The sequence below is a fragment of the Arthrobacter sp. B0316-1-20 genome, from assembly GCF_059091865.1.
Map to the genome: position 1 here is coordinate 144,876 of NZ_JBNHHC010000009.1, position 20,985 is coordinate 165,860.

Genomic DNA, 20,985 nt, shown 5'->3' on the forward strand with positions numbered 1-20,985 from the left:
GCCTACATATGAGCCAGCTCCACTCAAGTTTGGGTAACTTCTGGAATAATCCTGCCGTAGAGGCGTTAACATGAGTCGAAGACACTCACGTTCCACAGGAGGATTATCCATGCCACTGTTCTTCGGACCAGCTTCCGGCAACGGTTCATTCGACGAGTTCCTGGCCCGCTACCTGCAGGGCCAGCGGGCGGCCCAATCCCGCACGGTCGACCTCACCCGGCTGCTCAGCCGCCGCACCCATGAGGTGCTGGCGCAGGCAGCCCGGTTCGCCGCAGGCCTCGGCCACATCGAGGTGGACGCGCTGCACATCCTGCACGTCATGGTCGGCCAGGAGCCGGCCGCCAGCCAGATCAAGCTGACCGGCGCGGACCCGCAGGCCATCGCGCGTTCCGCGGAGCAGGGCCTGCCGGAAAAGACCGGTCCGACCCGGGAAACGCCGTCGCTCACGCCGTCGGCGCAGCGTGCCCTGCTGGATGCGCACCAAGTGGCCCGCGCGTTCGGCTCCACCTACATCGACCCCGAGCACCTCTTCGCCGCCTTCGTGCTGAACCAGGAGACCCCCGCAGGCCAGATCCTGGCCGGCGCGGGCGTCACCCCGCAGGCACTGCAGCAGGCGGCGGAGACAGCTGCGGCGCAGCCCGACGGCCCCACCCCTGCAACCGGCCCGCAACAGAGCACCGGCACCGAGTCGGAAACCCCCATGCTGGACCAGTTCGGCACCGACCTGACGGCCCTGGCCCGGGAGAACCGGCTGGACCCGGTGATCGGCCGCGCGGACGAAATCGCCCAGACCATCGAAATCCTCGCGCGCCGGACCAAGAACAACCCGGTGCTGATCGGCGAGGCCGGCGTGGGCAAGACCGCCATCGCCGAGGGGCTGGCGCAGGCCATCGTGGCCGGCGACGTCCCGGAACAGCTGCGCGGCAAGCGTGTGGTGTCGCTGGATCTGCCGGGCATGCTGGCCGGCACCCGCTACCGCGGCGACTTCGAGGAACGCCTGACCAAGACCCTGGACGAGATCAGCGCCGCGAGCAGCGAACTGATCGTGTTCATCGACGAACTGCATGCCGTGATCGGTGCCGGCGGCGGCGGCGAGGGCGGCATGGACGCCGGCAACATCCTCAAGCCCCGGCTGGCCCGCGGCGAACTGCACCTGCTCGGCGCCACCACCCTGGGCGAGTACCGCAAGGTGGAGAAGGACCCTGCCCTGGAGCGGCGCTTCCAGCCCGTCATGGTCTCAGAACCCTCGATCGAGGACGCCGTCCGCATCCTGTCCGGCCTCAAGGACCGTTACGAAGAACACCACCAGGTGGCCTACACCGAGGCAGCGATCCGGGCCGCCGTCGAGATGTCCTCCCGCTACCTCACCGACCGGTTCCTGCCGGACAAGGCGATCGACCTGATCGACCAGGCCGGCGCGCGGCTGAGCCTGCGACGCGGCCCGCGCGTTGACGTGGAGGCCTTGCGCGGCCGGCTGGCCGAGCTGGAGTCGGCCAAAAACGCCGCCGTCGCCGAGGAACGCTACGAGGACGCCTCGAAGCTGCGCGACGAGATCGAAGAGCTGAAGGCCCGGCTGGAAGCCGCCTCCGCCCAGCAGTCGGCCCCGGGTGCCACGGAAGACCACGACGGCGGGGCCCGCCCCGGCGTCGCGTCTTCCGATGTGGTGGGCGAGGCCGAGATCGCCGAGATCATCTCCCGCGCCACCGGCATTCCGGCCGCCCGGCTGACCCAGGGCGACCGGCAGCGGCTGGCGCGGTTGGAGGAGGACCTGCACGCCCGGGTGATTGGCCAGGACGATGCGGTGGCCGCTATCGCCAGGTCCGTGCGGCGCAACCGCACCGGCATGGGGGACGAGGGCCGGCCCGTCGGCAGCTTCCTGTTCCTGGGCCCGACCGGTGTGGGCAAAACCGAGCTGGCCAAGGCCCTGGCGGAGTCGCTGTTCGGTGACGAGGACGCCATGGTGCGCTTCGACATGAGCGAATACGGCGAGCGCCACACCGTCTCACGGCTGGTCGGCGCCCCTCCGGGCTACGTCGGCTACGGCGAGGCCGGCCAGCTGACCGAGCGCGTCCGCCGGCGCCCGTACTCTGTGGTGCTGCTGGACGAGGTGGAGAAGGCCCACCCGGACGTGTTCAATCTCCTGCTGCAGGTCCTCGACGACGGACGTCTTACGGACGGGCAGGGCCGCACCGTGGACTTCCGCAACACCGTTGTGATCATGACCTCCAATCTCGGCTCGGAGTTCCTGGCCAGCAAGGGCGGAGCGCTGGGCTTCACCGCCAACGACGGGGTGGACGGCTTCGGAAGCGAGCAGGATCTGCGCGCCCGGGTGATGGGCCGGCTGCGCGAAACCATGCGGCCGGAGTTTTTGAACCGGATCGACGAGATCGTGCTGTTCCGCAAGCTGGATCAGGAGCAGCTGCGTTCCATCGTGCGGCTGCAGTTGCGCAAGACCGAAGCCCGGCTGGCGGCCCAGGGCATCGCGCTGGAGGTTGGCGAGGACGCCGTGGAATGGATCGCAGAGGCCGGCTACGAGCCCGAATACGGCGCCCGGCCCCTGCGCCGCGTGATCCAGCGCGAGCTGGATGACCGGATCGCGGACCTGCTGGTGGCCGAGGCCGTTGCAGACGGCGGGCGAATCCGCGTGGCCGCCGGCGACGACGGGCTGCGCGTCGCGGCAGACAGCATGTCCGCTGCGGCATAGCGGCGGCGACTGACGCCGGGCGCGGTTGATGTGCCCGCGCGCACCAATCGCAACCCCGGAGCGATGGCGGGGCACTCCACCGGAGTGGGGTGTCCCGCCGCTCCGGTTCAGGCCAACGACAATGCGGAATAAAGGCGGGGCCTCACGGGCCCTCCTGCCTGCAATCGCGTTCCAGGGGTTCCGGGCCCATGGCCTCGCCCGCGACCCGGTGGTTCAGGGCGAGGGCGCCTCGGCCCGCTCTGGTGTCTCTTCCCCAGTCCCGGAGCGGCCCTGCAGCGACGCCGCCAAGCCGCCGATAATGAGGTCGAGGCCGAAGTCGAACTCGTGGCTGAAGTCGTATCCGGGCTGCAGCACATGCTCCACGGCGAACTCCCGCAGGTGTGGATAGTCCTCGACGGTGAACATCTCCACCATCGGCCCGCCGACCTCCGCCAGGCTGTCCGGCCCGTCGAAAGGCAACGATGCCTCCTGGAGAGCCGTCCCGTAAACGTACGCATCGAGCACCGCATAGGCGTGGGCCGCCAGCGGCAGCGAGAACCCGGCAGCCCGAAGAGTCCCCAGGGTCGCATCGTGGTGGCGCAGGTTTGCCGGTCCCGGCGCGGTGCGCGATTCCATCAAGGCTATGGCCCACGGGTGCCGGCGCAGCACGTCGCGGGCGGAGGCGGCACGCCGCTTCAACTCCGCCTTCCACTCCCGGCCCGGCACCGGCAGCTCTATCTCTTCGAAGACGGCGTCGACGATGCCGTCGAGGATCTCGTCCTTGTTCCGCACGTGGTGGTAGAGCGACATCGGTTTGGCGTCCAGTGCCTGGGCCAGTGAACGAATGGTCAGGCGGGCCAGCCCGCCGCCGTCGGCGATTTCCATGGCGGCGCGGAGCACCCGTTCCCTGCTGAGTGGCTCACGTTGCGCGGGGGCGCTGCCCGGTTTTTTGATCATTGTTCCCGCGACTATAGCATTCTCGTACATTGTACGGTAGCTTCGTACATTGTACGAAGTACTTGGGCTCCACGTCATCCACGTCCTCGAGAAGGAAGTCCCATGGAACCAACAGAATCCACCCCTTCGGCCGCGAACACGCAGCCGGTTCCCGGCAGCGGCTCCCCCGACCCCACAAGACCCACCATGCGCGCGATAGTGCAGACCCGGTACGGAGTCACCGATGCCCTGCACCCCGAAGAAATCGCAGTACCGGAGGTCGGCGAAAACCAGGTCCTCATCAAGGTCCGCGCCGCAGGCCTGGACCGCGGGACATGGCACATGGCCACCGGCCTGCCGTACCCGGTCCGCGCCGTCTCCGGGTGGAAGTCCCCGAAGAACCCGGTCCCCGGGCTTGACGTCGCGGGAACGGTTGCGGCGGTAGGCAGTGCCGTCACGAAATTTTCGATCGGAGACGAAGTCTTCGGTTTCGGCAAGGGTTCCTTCGCGGAATTTGCGGTGGCAGCGGAGTCGCTGCTGGCCCGAAAGCCGGCAGACCTGACTTTCGAGCAGGCAGCGGCCCTTCCGGTCTCCGGCGTGACAGCGCTGCAGGCGCTGCGGGACGCCGGCCGCGTACAGGCCGGGCACCGCGTACTCATCACGGGGGCCTCCGGCGGCGTCGGCACCTACGCCGTGCAGATAGCCACGGCCCTGGGCGCCACGGTCACCGGCGTCTGCAGCGCAGCCAAGGCGGAGCTGGTGCGGAGCCTCGGTGCCGGGACCGTCATCGATTACGCCCGCGAAGACTTTGCGGCAGCAGGACACAAGTATGACGTGATCGTGGACATCGCCGGGAACCCGTCCCTGTCGCGCGTGCGCCGGGCCCTTGCAGCGGACGGCACGGCGGTTATCGTCGGCGGCGAGCACGGCGACCGCTGGACGGGCGGCCTGTTCAGGCCGCTGGGCGGAATGATCCTGTCCCTCTTCAACCGGCAGCGTGTTGTCATGTTCATGGCCCGACAGGCGGCTTCGGACCTCGAACGGCTGAGTGAGCTGATCGTCTCGGGGCAGCTGAAGCCCGTGCTCGACCACACTTATCCGCTGGAGCAGATGCCGGAAGCACTCCGCCGCCTGGAGGCCGGCGAGGTGCGGGGCAAGGTGGTCATCAAGGTCTAGGGGAGCCGACACACAACGCCAAATAGTGGTGCTCGGCATGGCCGGGTAACAGACTGGGAGCGTCACCAGTTCCGGCAGCCCCGCGAAGGAGCCACGGCCATGCTCAAAACCCATCTGCGTCTCAAACCTGTCCTCGAGATTCTGGCGGCGGCAGCCGCAACCGGCACCCGGCCTGACGCCAGGGACGTCATCAGCGAGGCCTTGCGGCGCGTACCGCCGACCGCGCACGAGAAGGAGTTGCTGAGCGGCGGTGTGCCCCGCGGCTTCAAAAACCTGACGACGGCGACCGCGCGGCTGGTGAAAGCCGGCTGGATGTCGAAGGGCCGCGGCGGGTGGGCCATCACCGAGGAGGGGCTGCGGGCGGTCACCGCCTTTCCCGATGCGGCCGAACTGGCCGCGGCCCTCGCGGCGGGAACCCCGCTGCCGGAACCGTCGCCGCCGGCGGCGGAGCCCGCCCTGCCCGCCGACCAACCTGCTGGAGTCGCCGTGGTGGGCGACTTTGGCGTGCTGCTCGGCGCCGACCAAGATTGGGACCCGGCCGACGGGGCGGTGCAGATGCGCTTCGACGCCACGGACGGCTTGTGGAAGCTGGACGCCGAGCTGCCCGCCGGCCGGTATAACTTCAAGTTCGCACTGAACCGCTCGTGGGAGGAAAACTACGGGGCGTACGGCGTGCTTGACGGCGCCAACCACGAGTTCCAGCACGACGGCGGCGCGCTCACCATCGCGTACGACCACGCCATCCATGACCTGGCCGCGACGTCCCGTCTGGTCCGCGCCTGACCCTTCGTGATGAGCGCGTCATGCGCGCCGCCCGTCATACGCGCCGTCGTCCAAGCCCGCCCTCGCCAAGCAGGGACCCCATGCACGGTCGCACTGCGCGTCGTCGTCGTTCAGGCGCCGGCCAGGTGCTCCACCTCCGGCCCCGAACCGGTCGCCACGGACTCGAGGACCTCTTCGGCTTCCTGCAGGTCAATGCCCTTGGACAGCGCAATTTCGGTGACGAGCGGTTTCTTGGCGTACTGCAGCATGTCCTTCTCGGCATGGGACATGTTGCCGTTGGCGTGCAGGCGCCGGGCGAGGTCGCGGACCAGTCCCGCGATCACGAAGATGTCGCCGGTGCGGAGCCGTTCCTGGTTGTCCTTGAAGCGCCGGGACCACTGCGGATCCTCCTCCCGCGAGGCGGCGCGCAGCACGTCGAACAGTGCCTCCAGCTGTCCCTCGTCGAAGACCGGCCGCAGGCCGACCTGCTCGGCACGCTCCAGCGGGACACCGACCGTCAGGTTCGAGTTCTTAACTTCCAGCATGACGTAGCGGCATTCCGCGTCCTGCCGCAGGGGCCGGGTCCCGATGCCTCGGACAACGGCCGGACCGTGGTGTGGGTGAACAAGGGTTTGACCTTCAGCAAACAGCATTTAAGAGTCCTCTGATTCGCACGAGCGCCACACTCGACATCAGTGGACGGAGCGCCCCGGGGCCCTCGCGCCAGACGGTCGTCCCACGGACCGAAACCGCGGCCAGCAGACCGGAGCTTCGATATTGTGAGCACGCGGACCGGCTCGGATCCATGCGGATGGACCCGCCCCAAACCCGCGAGCTTGGCTGCCTCAATTATCTCACGCGTGCGCCTGATGTCCCCGGGAGTACCAACCGGTGGGACCCCTCGAGTCCGGGGGCGCGCGCCGGCAGATGGGGCGCCGCGGCGCCGCGCAACCGGTTGGCGCTGCCCCTTGACTCCCCGGCGGAGCGACTGCCACCATGGCAGTCTCACATGGCGCAAAGTTGCGCATCATGCGCAACTCTTCAGGTCCGGCTGGCGCCAGAACCTCGAAGGAGTAAGCCCCTATGTCGGAGATTCTCGATTCTGGCTCCGCCCAGTTCAACGGCACCGATTCGTCCCGCGTTAACCCCAACCCGGCCGTCACCCTTTACACGCGGCTGCGCAAGTCCCCTTACTTCTGGAAGTCGCGGGAGCACGGCGTCGCGGCCTACAGCGTGTACAACCACACCTACCACCCGCGCCATTACGGCGATCCGGTCAGCGAGTACTGGTCGCTGCTGAACGACGTCACCCTGTGGGACGTCGGCGTGGAGCGGCAGCTGCAGATCAGCGGCCCGCAGGCCTTCGACTTCACCAACATGCTCACCCCGCGGGACCTGACCAAGTGCGAGGTGGGCCAGTGCAAGTACGCTTTCATCACCGCCGCAGACGGGGGCATCATCAACGACCCCATCCTGCTGCGCGTGGAGGAGAACAAGTTCTGGCTCTCGCTGGCGGACAGCGACGTGCACCTGTGGGCCATGGGCCTGGCGCACGCCGGCGGCTGGGACGTCACCGTGGAAGAGGTGGACGTGGCGCCCGTCCAGGTCCAAGGCCCGAAGGCCAAGGGGCTGATGTCCGACCTGTTCGGCCCGCAGATCCTGGACATGCCGTACTACTACATGCAGCACCACACCCTCAACGGCATGGACGTGGTGGTCAGCCGGACCGGCTACACCGGCGAAGTCGGCTACGAGATCTACCTCTACAACGCCACCGCAAACGCCGGGCGCCTCTGGGACACGGTTTGGGAAGCCGGGCAGGCGCACGACCTGCGGGTCATCGGTCCCTGCCACATCCGCCGGATCGAGGCGGGCATGCTGGCCTACGGGTGCGACATCACGCTCGGCACCAACCCATTGGAGGTTGGTTACGACTACAACTGGATGGTGGATCTGGACCAGGAAGCGGACTTCGTGGGCAAGGAAGCGCTCGGCCGCATCCGGGAGAAGGGCATCGACCGGCTGATGGTCGGCGTGGAGATCGGCGGCGAGCCGCTGGGCAGCTACAACGACGGCTCCATGATCGAGCCGTTCCCGGTCTCGGTCGGCGACGGCTCCCCCATCGGGGAGGTCACCAGCGCCTGCCACTCCCCGCGACTGGAACGGAACATCGGCCTGGCCATGGTGCCGATCGACCTCAGCGGCGAAGGCACCACGCTGTCCATCCACACGCCCGAGGGAGTCCGCGAAGGCCAGGTCGTCCAAAAGCCCTTCGTCGACCCCGCCAAGTCCACACCCAAGGACTGAAACCGCCAAAACCACAACGACGGCGTGGCCCACCTGTAAAAGGCGGGCCCCGCCGTCGTTCGCAGCTACGTCCAGGCGACGTCGCGCACCGGGGCGCCGTCCGCTGCGGTGAGCTTGAGCGGGAAGAAGCCGACCCGGCAGCTGGCGGGCAGCGTGGTGGCGTGCCCGATGTTTTGCACGATCAGGTTGCGGCAGGGCGGCGGGGTTACGGCTCCTGCCGGGCGCCGGCGGTGGCGCCTTGGACGCTGGTCTTATCGGCTTCGGATTCATCGTCCCGGGGCGGCCCAGCGACGGGCAGGGTAAACGTGAAGACGCTGCCCCGGCCGGGCTCGCTCTCACAGCTGATGCTGCCGCCGTGCCGTTCCACGATGTCCTTGGACAGGGCGAGTCCGAGGCCCAGCCCCGGGATGGGACTTCGGCGGGCGGCGGGACTGCGGAAAAACCGCGTGAAGACGTTGCGGCTTTCCTCGGCGCCCATCCCCATGCCCCGGTCAGCCACCTCGCATCGAACCATTTCGTCGCCGCCGGTGCAGCTGACCGTGACGTCACCGCCCTGCGGGGAGTACTTGATGGCGTTGGACAGCAGGTTATCCAACACCTGCCGGACCCGCGCCGGGTCGCAGACCACCCGCAGGGCAGGCGGCGCCTGTACGGCGAGCGTGATGCCGCCGGCGGCGGCCCGGGGTTCTGCTGCTGCGACGGCCTGCGCCACGATATCCCCGAGATCCGCAGGAACCGGCTGCAGCTCGGAGAAGCCGGCGGCCGTCCCCAGCAAATCCTTGACCAGGGCGAGCAACTGGTGCGAATTGCGGAGGATGGTGTCCAGGCCTGCCGCCATGTTCTCCGGCAAGTCCGGCGTCAGCGCCAGCAACTCGGCATACCCCTGGATGGAGGTCAGCGGAGTTCGCAGTTCGTGGGACACGCTGGACAGGAAATCACTCTTCGCTTCCAGCGCGGACACCAGTTCCGTGACGTCGTTGAAGGCGAGGACGGAGCCTTCGCGCCGGCCGCTGCCGTCGACCATCGCCTGGGCGGACGCGGAGAGTACCCGCTGCCGCGGGGGCCGGCCGAACCAGACCAGGTATTCGGCAAACGACTCGCCGCGCAGTGCGCGGCGGATGGGCCGATCCTGGACGGGCATGAGCGATTTGCCTCCGTCGGCATAGAGCTCGAGCCTGGATTCCGGCGCGTCCTCGTCGCCCGGCGGCAGCGCCAGGCGGCGCAGCTCTTCCTGCCGACGGTTGCGCAGAGTCGGGTTGCCGTCCTCATCGACGGCCAGGACCCCCACGTTCACGGCGTTGACGACGGCTGACAGGAGCCGTTCGCGCTTGTCGCTGGCTTCCAGCAGCGCGCGGAGCCTTGCGTCCTTGGCCTCGACCACCTGCTGCTGTTCCAGCATGCTCGCGGTCATGACCCGGACGGTGATTCCGATGGCCAGCATCATGAAGGGGATGAGCAGCGGGTGGATTAACGCATCGAAAGTGACGGCAGGCTGCTTGAGGAACACCGGAATCCACACCATCGCCAGGGCGGCCAGCGCGCCCCCGATGACGGACAGCCGCGGCAGTTGTCCGGAGGCCGCCAGCCAGATCACCGGGAAAGCGGCCAGCAGCCCTACCCCTGTCAGGAGCGACCCGGCGCCTTCGCGCAGCAGGCCGATCGGAATGAAATCCAGCAGCGGGATGATCAGGAACGACGGGTACGGCAGCTTCTCCCATGGAACGAGGAAACACGCCGCCAGCAGTACCGCGTTGAGCACCATGCTGAGTTCAAAGAGCGGATCCACCAGGAGCGGGGGAGAAAAAAGCCACGTGCCCACCCCCAGGAACAGCATGGTGATGGACAGCGGCAACTGGCTCAGCACTACCCGCCCGCGCAGTGAGAGGTCGTGGAACTTTACCCGATGCAGGGTCAGCAGGTCGAGGATTTTTTCCATGGCGGCGAACTCCAATATCGTCGTCACGGGCGGATTCTGCAGTGACGGATGTGACAAACGGGAAGATAACCGCCTTAATGAAAGCATGCCAGCTGCCCCCAGCAACCGCCGTGCCGTCATAGTCGAGGACAACGCGGACATCCGCCGGTTGCTGGCCCAAATCGTCTCCGACCAAGGCTTCACGGTTGCGGAGGCAGAAAACGGGCGGGACGGCCTCGAGCTGGTCCGCAACGGCGGCGCCGACCTCATTACGTTGGATTTGAACCTGCCCGATTTAGACGGCATTGAAGTCTGCCGGCAAGTCAGGACCTTTTCCGACGCCTACATACTGATGATTACCGCGCGCGCTGAGGAGCTGGACCGGCTCAGCGGGTTGAACACGGGCGCCGACGATTACATCAGCAAGCCGTTCAGCCCCCGGGAGCTCCAGGCAAGAATCGGAGCGCTTTTCCGCCGCCCGCGATCCCAACCCGTTGAGGCGATTCCTAGCGAAGACCAGAAACGCGCAGCCGAGGTTCAGCGCAGCCTTCTGCCGGCCGAGCCCCTGAGACTTCAAGGCTATGAGATCGGCGGCCGTTGCCGGCCCAGCCGAAGCGTGGGCGGGGACTTTTTCGACTGGTGCGCCACGGAAAACGGACTGCAACTGACGGTCGCCGATGCCATGGGCAAGGGCATGGGCGCTGCCCTTATCGCCGCGACGGTCCGCGCGGTGTTGCGCGCCTCCCACGGACACGCGGACATCGTCCCGGCCTTCCAGGCGGCAAGCCAGTCGCTCGAGAGCGACCTGGCCCAGTCCGACTCCTTCGTCACCATCTTTCACGCCAGGCTGGACGCGGGGAACTCAACGGTCGACTACGTGGACGCGGGGCACGGGCTTGGGCTGCACCTCTACGACGGCGGCCTGCGCCGCCTGCCCTCCGGTGGCCCGCCCGTCGGTGCCGTCCCGGGCAGCACGTGGGCCGCAAGCCGCCTGCTGCTGGAGCCCGGCGAATCGCTCCTTGTACTCAGCGACGGGCTTCTCGACGCCTTCGACTCGGTGGATGCAGCCATGGACGCGGTGGCCGCCGTTGCCAGCTCCGGTGACGATGTCCGGGACGTCTGCGATGCCGTGTTGGACCTGGCCGGCGCCGCGGTGGCGGACGACATCACCGCCGTGATGCTGCGCCGGTGCCCGGCGGACAGCCCGGTACCCTTGTGAAACGTTTTGCCATACGGCTGCTGGTGGTTCTGACGGTCATCCTCGGAACCAACTACCTCGCGTGGCGATGGCTCGACTCGCTCAACTGGTCGGCGTGGTGGATAGCCGTCCCCTTGGTGCTGGCCGAGACCTACAGCCTGATCGACGTCGGACTCTTTGGTTTAACGGTCTGGCGGTTCCGGGAGCGCAAAGCGCCGCCACCGCCTGCGGACGCCACCGTCGACGTTTTCATCACCACCTACGACGAGCCGCTGGACCTCGTCATGGCTACCGCGCTGGCGGCGCGGGACATCCGTTACCCCCACAGCACCTGGATTTTGGACGATGGCGCCAGGCCGGAGCTGGGCGAACTGGCCGCCCGCCACGGGCTGGGCTACCTGACCCGCACCGGTGACTGGGCGGACAAGCCGCGGCACGCCAAAGCGGGCAACCTGAACAACGCGCTGATGATGACCCACGGGGAATTCCTCTTGATCCTCGACGCCGACCAGGTCCCCCGGCCTGACATTCTGGACAAGACGCTGGGGTATTTCAACCAGCGCAGGGTCGCCCTCGTCCAGACCCCCCAGTACTTCAGCAACGTTCCGGCCGACGATCCGCTGGGCAGCCAGGCCCCGCTGTTCTACGGGCCCATTCAGCAAGGCAAGGACGGCTGGAACGCAGCGTTCTTCTGCGGTTCCAATGCCCTGCTCCGGCGCGAAGCGTTGATGCAGCTGGGCCTGGCCGGCTATGTCACCGAAGTCGACCGCGGGGTTCACCGCGCGCTCGCAGGGGCGCGAAGTGCCATCCGCAAGGCCCGAAGGTCCCCGGAGGCGGCAGATCCACTCGTGGCAATGCTGCTCGACGACGTGGAGGCCGCCACCGACACGGCCCGCGCCAGCCTCCGAAGCGGCGGGTCGCTCAGCGAAATCACTTATGACCTCCGGAAGAAGGTCGACGACGCCGTGCGGTCCTTGGTTGCCGAGAACTTCGCGGCCGTGGAAGCGGACCTGGCCGAGATCGCCGCCATGGAACTCGGGGGCACGGCCGGTGTGCCCGAGCCGGACGAATTGGACGGCGCGGTCGAGCGGATGTCCCGGCGGGATTGGTCGCCGCTGGGGGCGCTGGGATCAGTGCAGGCGGTGCTGGACGCCGTCTCGATAGAACGCCCCGACGAGGCCCAGCCGGTGATGCCGTTGGCCACTATCTCCGTGACAGAAGACATGGCGACCTCGATGCGGTTGCATTCGATGGGGTGGCACAGCGTCTACCACCACGAGGTACTCGCCCACGGCCTGGCCCCGGAGGACCTCAAAACCATGCTGACCCAGCGGCTGCGCTGGGCCCAGGGCACCGTCCAGGTCATGCTGCGCGAGAGCCCGCTGGCGCAACGCGGGCTGAGGCTCGGCCAACGGTTGATGTACTTCTCCACGATGTGGAGTTACCTCAGTGGCTTTGCCGCGGTGATCTACTTCGCCGCGCCAATCGTCTACCTCACCCTGGGCATCCTCCCCGTCAACAGCCTGAGCACGGACTTTTTCATCCGGTTCATCCCGTTCATGGTGGTCAACCAACTGCTGTTCGCCGTGGTGGGCAAGGGCGTCAGCACTTGGCGCGGGCAGCAGTACAGCCTCGCCCTCTTCCCCACCTGGATCAAGGCCTGCACGACGGCGGCCCGCAACGTGTGGCTGGGACGGCCCCTCGGCTTTGCCGTCACTCCGAAAGCCCGCCAATCCGGGGGGAGCAGCTGGAACCTGATCACACCCCAGCTGGTCACCATGGCTTTGCTGGTTGCTGCCCTCCTGACGGGCGCGGCAAGACTGGCGGCCGGACTGAACGAACCCGTGGGCACGCTGGTGAACGTGGCCTGGGTTATGTTTGATTTGCTGATTCTGGGCGTGCTGGTCAAGGCCGTCAGGTACAAAGGGTTCAAGCCCGACGAAAGGAACGTGGATGCAGTTCACCGTTGAGACCACGCCCGCCTATGCCGAAGTCATCGGGAGCGGCCGGCTCAACATGGTCGCAGCACCCCGCCTCCGGGAAGTTGTCGCGGCCGTCGTGGCTAAAGGAAACCACCATGTGGTGGTGAATATGGCGGGTACGGAGTTCATGGACTCCTCCGGCCTCGGGGCGCTCATCGGCTGCCTGAAGATCGCCCGGCAAGCCGGGGGCGACCTCCGCATCGCGAACGTGCAGCCGCAGGTGAGGATGGTGCTTGAGCTGACCAGCATGCACCGCGTGCTGACTCCTTACCAGAGCGTCGACGCGGCGTTTTCCGATGACTGAGGTCCTCGCCCGAACGACACGCCAGGGGCTGGCCACGGCCGAAACCGTCGAGGCCCTGCACGAGGACTTCGAGGCGCTGTGGACGAAAGCCGACTTCGTTCCGGACTTGGACCGGATGGCCTTCTCGACTGCCGTGATCGAGGCCGCCACCAATGTGGTCCAGCACGCCGTCCCTGCTTCCGAAACTCCCCTCCAGCTCGGTGTTGAGATCACCATCTGGTCCCGCCGGTTGGAAGCACGCATTTCCGAAATCGGCGCAGCACCTTCCAGCCCCGGCATCTCGAACCCGCAAGAGCACGACGTCGACGACGAGTCGGAGTCAGGGCGCGGACTCAACCTGATCCATGCCTTGGTCAGCACCGTCACCTTCGAGCGCCACGGCGAGGACAACGTATGGGTCCTCTGCCGCCATGCCTCCGAGGACAGCGCCTGAAGCCGCCGTCCGGCTGCTTACCGGCTCCTAGCCGGCCGCGAGCTCCCCGGCGACCAGCCGCCGCGCGACCTCGGTCAGCAGTTCCACGCCGCGCACGGCGTCGTCGTCCCGGGTGAATTCGGCCTCGTTGTGGGAGATCCCTTCGACGCTGGGAACGAAGAGCATGACCGTCGGCACAACGTCCTTCAGGTTCGTCGAGTCGTGGCCGGCCACGGTCATGATATCCGTGTGGCTGAACCCGAGCCGCTCCGCGCTGGCGATGCCGAGCGCCACGCCCGCGGGCTGGTAGGACACCAGTCCCCACCGGTGGGTCAGCTCCAAACCGACCGTCGTCCGGGACACGGCCTCCGCCTCGGCGATCCTTTTGTCCAGCAATTCCATGGCGCGGGCCAGGACGTCCTCATCCGGCGACCGCAGGTCCAGGTTCATGACGGCCTGGCGCGCAATGGTCACTGGCGAGTTGGGCAACACGTACATCTCGGAGACCGAGGTGTGCAGCTGGCCGGGGGCGAACTCCGCGGCGAGGTCGCGGGCGGCGGAGATGACCAGGGCGGCTGCGTAGAGGGCATCCCTGCGGTCCTCCATCCGGGTGGAGCCGGTATGCGACTGCTCCCCGTCCACCGTGACGCGGTACTTGCTCGCCGCCCACGTGCGGTCCACGATTCCGACCTGCGCGCCGGTTTCCTCAAGGCTCCGGCCCTGTTCAATATGGATCTCGGCGTAACGGGCCACGTCGGCGAGCCGGGGGGCGCCGTCGTCGGCGGTGCGGTGGCCGGCGGCCAAGGCCGCGGCAACCGTCGTCCCGGCCGGATCCGCGGTGGCCAGCGCCTCTTCCAGGGGCAGCTTCCCCGTGAAAACCGAACTGCCCATCATGCTGGGCGTGAAGCGGCTGCCTTCCTCGTTGAACCAGTTGACCACGGCCACGTTGTAGACCGGGTCGATCCCGCCCGCGGCAGCTTCGGCCGCCACGCGGGCCGCGGCGTGGGCCCCGGCCAACACGCCGTAGGCGCCGTCGTACCGCCCGGCCAACGGCTGGGAGTCCAGGTGCGAGCCGAGCAAGACATAGGGAGCACCGGGAACAAGTTCAAGGGTCCCGAACTGGTTTCCGGCGGCGTCTACCTTTTCCGTGAAGCCGTGCCGCGCCAGCCACTCGCCGAACCACCGGCGGGTGGCATGGTCCTCCGGCGTACCGGCCTGCCGGTCCACGCCGCCGCCGGCGGTCGCGCCGAACCCGGACATGGCACCGAAGTCGTCAAGAAATTCCTGGCCGGTCGTGCTCATCGTGCTTCCTCCCCCGTCGACGCCGTCGCCGCATCAGCGGATTCCAGTGCCGGAAATTTCTCCGCGCCGAAGCGGATGTCGCCGCCCACCATGGTGGCCAGCACCTGCGTGGCGCCGATGCGCGACGGCTCGACGGCGGTGGGGTCTTGGTCCAAAAAGACCAGGTCGGCCAGCAGGCCCGGTACCAACCGGCCCTTGATGTCCCCCGCTCCCGTCGCCGCCGCGGAACCGACGGTGTAGGCGGCCAGCGCCTCGGCCGCGGTGATCCGCTCGTCGGGGCCGTATACCTCGCCGGACGGGGTCAGCCGCTCCACGAACGATTGGATCACGTCGAGCGGACGGCCGTTGGACACCGGTCGGTCCGAGCTGCCCGGCAACGTAGCGCCGCGCCGCAGCAGGCTGTTGGCCGGGTAGGACGTCGCCGTCCGCTCCGGACCGAGCAGCCGCGCCATGCCGTCGCCGAACTCGGTGATGAAATGCGGCTGCGGCACCAGGACGATGCCGGCCGCGGCGATGCGGTCCAGCTGCTCCGGCCGGATCACGCCGCCGTGCTCGATCCTGTTGGGCAGCGGCCTGTGGCCGTAGGTTTCCTGGGCTTCGGTGATGATGTCGATCGCGTGGTCGATGGCGTGATCCCCGATCGCGTGCATCGCGATGGACCACCCGGCGCGGTACGCCTCGAGGGACGATGCGCGCAGCACTTCGGCGTCCATTTGCAGGTAGCCGTGGTTGTGGGGGCAGCCGACATACTCTTCGGTGACGTAGGCGGTGCTGCCCAGCAGCGATCCGTCGCTGAAGATTTTCACCGGTCCCAGCCGGAGCCAGTCGTCCCCCAAGCCGGTGCGGATGCCGGCATCGAGGCCGCGCGAGACCGGGTCTGCGTCGTGCCCTGGAACCTCGTGCAGGGCATCCAGAACCAGCATGGGTTGCATCCGGACGCTCAGCAGCCCCTTGTCCCGTGCACTCTGGTAGGCGCCGAACTCGCGCGGTGAGTAGCCGATCCAGCCGCCGGCGATGCCTGCGTCGGTGACGCTGGTGATGCCCTCGGTCAGATAGTGGGTGGTCGCGAGGTCCAGCGCGCGTTCGATGGTCGCCAGCGGGTAGGGCAGCATGATGTCCTGCACCAACCGCATGGCGTTCTCTTCCAGCAGCCCGGTGGGCCGGCCCTGGGCATCCGTGACAACGACGCCGCCATCGATCGGCGCGGCAAGGTCGGCGCCGCGTGCGGCGATGAGATCGAGTGCAACACCGTTGACATTGCAGGCGTGGCCGGAGGAGTGCTTGATCCATACCGGGCGGCCGCCGGCGGCAGCATCGAGCCGGTCGCGGTCAGGCTGGGCTCCGCCGTGCAGCAGCGGGCTGTACCCCGAGGCCACCACCCATTCGTCCTCCGCCAGCGTGGACGCGGCGTCGGCTATCACCGCATAGGCCTCATCGAGGCTGGCGACGGTCCCCAAATTCGCTTCCATCAGGCCGAGCCCGAACCAGACGCTGTGGGCGTGCACGTCATTGAAGCCGGGGACGATGACCGCACCGGCGGCGTCGACGACCCTCCGGGCCCGGGGCGCGGCCTGCGGGTCGACGTCGAGTGCCAGCACCTTCCCGTCGTGGATCAGCAGGTTTTCTGCCACCGGATGTCCGGGGTCCTGGGTCAGTATGCGGGCGTTGCGGATCAGGAGATCGACGAGCATGAGTCCTCTTCGTGCTTTCGCTGCGGCGTGCCCGGAGCGGTAGATGGCGCAGCCAGCCGTGCCCGGCGCCGCCTCCATTTCAACACTGGAGCAATGTCACGCTCAATGGACAAAAGACGCCATCTCCGGCGGAAGGATTAGGCAAATGCATAAGATGGATGCATGAGCGAGCCGCGCGTAGAGCCCTTCCCCCACGACGCCAGCCGGCATTGGGACTTCAATCCCGACCCGTCGGCCGAACCTCAGTGGACCGAACTTATCCGGCGCCTGTGGCAGGAACGCGATTTACTGGTCAGCGACTTCCTGGCGCGCTTTGCGGCCATCTCCTATGAGGGGGCGTTGGTTCCGGACGAGGATGTCCGCCGGACAGCGGTGGACACGATGGAGATGTTCCTGTTCCAGATGGCCGGCCTCGAGTTGCCGCCCGATCTTCGGTCCCTGCCGAGGGATGTGGCTTCCCGCCGGGCACGCCAGGGGGTTCCGCTGGAGGCCTTCCTGAGCGCGGTACGCAACGACTTCCGGGTCCTGTGGAAAGGCCTTGAACGCGTTGCGCGGGGGCACGGCACCGACGTGCTCGTTGCCAACATGGACCGGGTCTTGGACACTGTGGAGAGATATGTCAGCAGCATCCAGCAGGCGTTTTCGGAAGAAGAAGCCCTGCTTGCCCGCGACAAGCAGCTGCACCGGCAACGGCTGCTTTCGCGGCTCTTTAACACCGACACCCAAAACACCGGCGAGGTCTCCGACATCGCCGCCGGCTTGGAAGTAGAAAGCTCGGACGTGTTTGAACTGATTGCGGTCACCAAGGAGGCCGCGGCGAAGTTGCCGGACCAGCCGGCGGCCGACCGTCACACCTTCTCCTACGAACGCGCCGGCGCCCTCTACCTTTTCCGGGTAAGCCGAGCCGGACGGACCTGGCAGGACGATCCGCCCGAATTTCCGGCCGGCTATATGCCCGGCGTGGAGGGCCTGGCCGCGATTCCGCAGGCGGCAGCGGCGGCTTTGGTTTTGGCCGCCAAGCACGGTGCCGATACGGGGCTGGCCACCATCGCGGGCACCTGGATGTCCATCGCCCGGGACCTCCTGGAGAAGGCGCTCCCCGGATTCTCGCTCCCCGTCACCACGGCACTGGACCACTGCACGCCGCATGAGCGCCAGCGGTTGCTGCAGGTGGCGCAAAGTTACGGCCGCACCGGTTCGATCAAGGAAACCGCGGAGGAACTTTACTGCCACCGAAACACGGTGGTCAACCGGTTGCATTCGCTGGAGGAAGTCATCGGGCTGGACATGACGGTTCCGGCGCAGGCAGCGCTCGCACTCGTGGCGCTCGCGGACTACAAAAATGGGCACAAGTTGTGAAAAGGCACAAGTAAGCGTTGTCAAGCCGGTGAGTATTGTCATTGTTCAGGGGAATGGCACTACCTTACAGTCGAGAGGTACTTCACAGCTCTACCTCGGGATGTCCTCCGTTCAGGGCCATAGGAATTACGGGCTGCCGCTGCCTCCTCCAACGATGCCGGCCCCGCACAGCTTGAAAGGCAACACGTGACGACGCCGCAATCTCTCAACACCCCCGGCGCTCCGCCGAAAGTCTCCGGCAAGGACGCAGGCAAGATCGCCCGGGCCGCCTTCGTCGGAACGGCTCTCGAGTGGTACGACTACTACCTCTTCGGCACGGCCGCGGCGTTGGTGTTCAACCGCCTGTTCTTCACCGAACTGGATCCCACGGCCGCGTTGCTGGCTTCATTCGCCACCTTCGGCGTCGGCTTCGCAGCCCGCCCGATCGGCGCCATGCTCTTCGGCTACATCGGCGACAAGTACGGCCGCCGGCCCGCCCTGCTGACCACCATCGTCATGATCGGCGTCGCCACCGGCCTGATCGGCCTGCTGCCCGACTTCGGCAGCATCGGCCTGGCGGCCCCGATCCTGCTCGCCGTCCTGCGGCTCGTCCAGGGACTGGCCGTGGGCGGCGAATGGGGCGGCGCGGTCACGATGGCCGTCGAGCACGCCCCGGCCGAGAAGCGCGGCCGGTACGCCGCCCTGGTCCAGGTCGGCTCGCCGGTGGCGACCCTGCTGGCCTCCACGGCGTTCACCCTCGTGCTGCTCTTCCCGTCCGACTTCTTTGACGCCTGGGGCTGGCGCATTCCCTTCCTGCTGGCCTTCCCGATGCTCCTGATCGCCCTGTGGATCCGGCTCAAGGTGGAGGAGTCGCCGATCTTCAAGGATCTGCTGGCCCAGGAAGAGACCTCCAAGGTCCCGGCCTTCGACGTCTTCCGCAACGCCGGCGGCCGCCTGGTGGTTGCCGTGCTCGCCGCCCTGCTGGGCGTGGGCGGCTTCTACATGATCACCACCTTCGTGGTCAGCTACGGCGTCAACACCCTGGGTGTGGACCGCAACGTGATGGTCAACGCCACCCTGATCGCCGCCGTCGCCCAGATCATCGTCACCATCCTGATGGGCCGGCTCGCGGAAAAGATCGGCCCGGGCAAGGTCACCATGTGGGGCGGCATCCTCACCGCCGTCCTGGCCTTCCCGTTGTTCGCCATGATCGACACCAAGTCCCCGCTGCTGATCACCCTGGCCATCACCTTCGGCATCATGCTGATCGCCGTGGCGTACGCGGTCAACGGCGCGCTGCTGACCGAACTGTTCCCGGCGAAACTGCGTTACTCCGGCGTGGCCCTGGGCTACAACATCGCCGGCGCGACCAGCGGCTTCATGCCCATGATCGCCACCGCCATGCTCGGCGTCTCCGGCAACCAATCCTGGGGCGCGGCCATGATCCTTGCCATCATCGCGCTGCTCACGGCCCTCGGCGGGTTCCTCGGCGAACGGCTGCGGGTCAAGGACAAGCAGATCGTAGCCGACAGCTAAGTCCCCACGCCCGCCCCACCCCGGGGCGGGCTCCGGCCTCCGGTGGACACCGCCTCCGGAAGCCAGCCTCTCACCACCTCGCGGGGGAGCCGTCCAGCCGGGCGGCTCCCCCGCGCCATATCAAGGAGCATTCGGATGATCAATGACGAACAGTCCCAACGTATTCTCGATGCCGTCGACGCCGCGTTCGACGCGCAGCTGGCCTTCACCCAGGAGCTGGTGAAGCACCCGTCGCTCCGGACCGCGGAAGGCAGCGCCCAGGACCTGCTGCACACGGCGATGGCCGCCCGCGGCCTGGAAATGGACCGCTGGCAGCTGGATCCCGACGAGCTCGCCACGCATCCGGGCTTCGGCCCCGTCACCGTCTCCTACGACGACGTCGACAATGTTGTCGGCACCTACCGGCCTGCCGCCGAAACCGGCCGCTCGCTCATCCTGAACGGACACGTCGACGTGGTGCCGGAAGGGCCGGAAGAGGCATGGTCGCGCTCCCCCTGGGATGCTCCCATCATCGACGGCTGGATGTACGGCCGCGGCGCCGGCGACATGAAGGCCGGCCTGGCCGCCAACCTCTTCGCGTTCGACGCCGTCAAGGCGGCCGGCCTCGACCCCGCCGGCCGCATCCACTTCCAGTCCGTCGTCGAAGAGGAATGCACCGGCAACGGTTCCCTGTCCGCGCTGATGCGCGGGTACCGGGCGGACGCGGTCATCATTCCCGAGCCCGAAGAGGACATGCTGGTCCGGGCCAACGTCGGGGTGCTCTGGTTCAAGGTGCGTGTCACCGGCAACCCGACCCATCCGCGCGAGATGGGCACCGGCTTCAACGCCATCGACGCCGCCTATACCGCCATCACCGCCCTGCGCGAAGTCGAGGAGAAGTGGAACGCGGAGCGGGGCCGGCACCGCTACTTCGAGGACCTGGAACACCCCATTAACTTCAACTTCGGGCAGATCATCGGCGGCGACTGGCCCTCCAGCGTGCCCGCCTGGTGTGAATTCGATGTGCGGGCGGCCATTTACCCCGGGATCCCGGCCGAGCAGGCCTGGCACGAACTGCAGGAATGCCTCGCCCGGCTGGGGGCCGGCCCCGAGCCGATCAAGGCCGTCGCCACCAAAACCGGATTCTTCTCCGAAGGCTACGTGCTGGAGCCCGGCAGCGAAGCCGAGTCCCTGCTGGAGAGCACGCACGAGCAAGTCTTCGGTCAGGAGCTTGGCAGTTTCACCACTCCCGGCTACCTGGACGGGCGTGTCTTCGCGCTCTATGCCGACACGCCCGCGCTTGTTTACGGCCCGGTCTCCGAAGCGATCCATGGCTTCGACGAGCGGGTATCCATCGAATCGGTCCGTCGAATCACCAAGAGCATCGCTCTGTTCATCGCCAACTGGTGCGGCGTGGAAGAGCGGGCCTGACACAGTCGCCGGCACCCGCGCTTCCTGCCGGTG

Annotated in this window: 16 protein-coding genes; 11 read left to right on the top strand and 5 right to left on the bottom strand. The window is 67.5% G+C overall.

Annotated features, from left to right (window positions below; translation table 11 throughout):
* The first annotated feature begins 109 nt into the window (after nucleotides 1-109).
* On the top strand, nucleotides 110-2,704 hold the full coding sequence (locus AC5RW2_RS16710; protein ID WP_494002218.1) for an ATP-dependent Clp protease ATP-binding subunit: 2,595 nt from the start codon (nucleotides 110-112) through the stop codon (nucleotides 2,702-2,704).
* A gap of 213 nt (nucleotides 2,705-2,917) precedes the next feature.
* Here the strand turns inward: AC5RW2_RS16710 and AC5RW2_RS16715 are convergent, their stop codons facing one another.
* Nucleotides 2,918-3,640 carry a TetR/AcrR family transcriptional regulator C-terminal domain-containing protein gene (locus AC5RW2_RS16715; protein ID WP_494002217.1) on the bottom strand — a complete coding sequence of 241 codons (723 nt, stop codon included), beginning with the start codon at nucleotides 3,638-3,640 and terminating at the stop codon, nucleotides 2,918-2,920.
* A gap of 102 nt (nucleotides 3,641-3,742) precedes the next feature.
* Here AC5RW2_RS16715 and AC5RW2_RS16720 point away from each other — a divergent pair, with 102 nt between their 5' ends.
* Nucleotides 3,743-4,795: an NAD(P)-dependent alcohol dehydrogenase gene (locus tag AC5RW2_RS16720; protein ID WP_494002216.1), complete on the top strand. Its 1,053-nt coding sequence runs from the start codon at nucleotides 3,743-3,745 to the stop codon at nucleotides 4,793-4,795.
* Nucleotides 4,796-4,894: 99 nt separating this feature from the next.
* Nucleotides 4,895-5,578 carry a pullulanase X25 domain-containing protein gene (locus AC5RW2_RS16725; protein ID WP_494002215.1) on the top strand — a complete coding sequence of 228 codons (684 nt, stop codon included), beginning with the start codon at nucleotides 4,895-4,897 and terminating at the stop codon, nucleotides 5,576-5,578.
* A 110-nt stretch (nucleotides 5,579-5,688) separates the two neighbouring features.
* On the opposite strand, the gene AC5RW2_RS16730 is transcribed toward AC5RW2_RS16725, so the two are convergent.
* Entirely contained in the window at nucleotides 5,689-6,210 is a 522-nt protein-coding gene (locus AC5RW2_RS16730) for a CarD family transcriptional regulator (protein WP_494002214.1), read from the bottom strand.
* A 430-nt stretch (nucleotides 6,211-6,640) separates the two neighbouring features.
* On the opposite strand from AC5RW2_RS16730, the gene AC5RW2_RS16735 reads away from it, so the two are divergent.
* On the top strand, nucleotides 6,641-7,864 hold the full coding sequence (locus tag AC5RW2_RS16735) for a glycine cleavage T C-terminal barrel domain-containing protein (protein WP_494002213.1): 1,224 nt from the start codon (nucleotides 6,641-6,643) through the stop codon (nucleotides 7,862-7,864).
* A 205-nt stretch (nucleotides 7,865-8,069) separates the two neighbouring features.
* Here the strand turns inward: AC5RW2_RS16735 and AC5RW2_RS16740 are convergent, their stop codons facing one another.
* A complete protein-coding gene (locus AC5RW2_RS16740; protein WP_494024395.1) occupies nucleotides 8,070-9,827 on the bottom strand; it encodes a sensor histidine kinase in 1,758 nt (585 codons plus the stop codon).
* A 58-nt stretch (nucleotides 9,828-9,885) separates the two neighbouring features.
* On the opposite strand from AC5RW2_RS16740, the gene AC5RW2_RS16745 reads away from it, so the two are divergent.
* The 4 genes from AC5RW2_RS16745 to AC5RW2_RS16760 are packed head-to-tail and all read left to right on the top strand — an operon-like array spanning nucleotide 9,886 to nucleotide 13,696.
* On the top strand, nucleotides 9,886-10,998 hold the full coding sequence (locus AC5RW2_RS16745; protein ID WP_494002211.1) for a response regulator: 1,113 nt from the start codon (nucleotides 9,886-9,888) through the stop codon (nucleotides 10,996-10,998).
* Complete coding sequence (locus AC5RW2_RS16750) at nucleotides 10,995-12,947, top strand: glycosyltransferase family 2 protein (RefSeq protein ID WP_494002210.1); 1,953 nt, start codon at nucleotides 10,995-10,997, stop codon at nucleotides 12,945-12,947. Before AC5RW2_RS16745 ends, AC5RW2_RS16750 begins: the two co-directional genes overlap by 4 nt.
* Nucleotides 12,931-13,263 carry an STAS domain-containing protein gene (locus AC5RW2_RS16755; RefSeq protein ID WP_494002209.1) on the top strand — a complete coding sequence of 111 codons (333 nt, stop codon included), beginning with the start codon at nucleotides 12,931-12,933 and terminating at the stop codon, nucleotides 13,261-13,263. Before AC5RW2_RS16750 ends, AC5RW2_RS16755 begins: the two co-directional genes overlap by 17 nt.
* Nucleotides 13,256-13,696, top strand: coding sequence for an ATP-binding protein (locus AC5RW2_RS16760; protein ID WP_494002208.1), 441 nt, complete (start codon nucleotides 13,256-13,258; stop codon nucleotides 13,694-13,696). The genes AC5RW2_RS16755 and AC5RW2_RS16760 overlap by 8 nt, the downstream gene beginning before the upstream one ends.
* A 27-nt stretch (nucleotides 13,697-13,723) precedes the next feature.
* Here AC5RW2_RS16760 and AC5RW2_RS16765 read toward each other — a convergent pair whose 3' ends face one another.
* Together AC5RW2_RS16765 and AC5RW2_RS16770 are read right to left on the bottom strand one after the other, a co-directional pair.
* Complete coding sequence (locus AC5RW2_RS16765; RefSeq protein ID WP_494002207.1) at nucleotides 13,724-14,977, bottom strand: M20 family metallo-hydrolase; 1,254 nt, start codon at nucleotides 14,975-14,977, stop codon at nucleotides 13,724-13,726.
* Nucleotides 14,974-16,668, bottom strand: coding sequence for an amidohydrolase (locus AC5RW2_RS16770; RefSeq protein ID WP_494002206.1), 1,695 nt, complete (start codon nucleotides 16,666-16,668; stop codon nucleotides 14,974-14,976). Before AC5RW2_RS16770 ends, AC5RW2_RS16765 begins: the two co-directional genes overlap by 4 nt.
* A gap of 162 nt (nucleotides 16,669-16,830) precedes the next feature.
* On the opposite strand from AC5RW2_RS16770, the gene AC5RW2_RS16775 reads away from it, so the two are divergent.
* The 3 genes from AC5RW2_RS16775 (at nucleotide 16,831) to AC5RW2_RS16785 (ending at nucleotide 20,952) form a co-directional block, all read left to right on the top strand.
* Nucleotides 16,831-18,027 (top strand): helix-turn-helix domain-containing protein, encoded by a 1,197-nt coding sequence (locus AC5RW2_RS16775; protein WP_494002205.1) that lies wholly within the window; start codon nucleotides 16,831-16,833, stop codon nucleotides 18,025-18,027.
* 186 nt (nucleotides 18,028-18,213) lie between these two features.
* On the top strand, nucleotides 18,214-19,542 hold the full coding sequence (locus AC5RW2_RS16780; protein WP_494002204.1) for an MFS transporter: 1,329 nt from the start codon (nucleotides 18,214-18,216) through the stop codon (nucleotides 19,540-19,542).
* 135 nt (nucleotides 19,543-19,677) lie between these two features.
* Complete coding sequence (locus AC5RW2_RS16785) at nucleotides 19,678-20,952, top strand: ArgE/DapE family deacylase (protein WP_494002203.1); 1,275 nt, start codon at nucleotides 19,678-19,680, stop codon at nucleotides 20,950-20,952.
* Nucleotides 20,953-20,985: the final 33 nt, after the last annotated feature.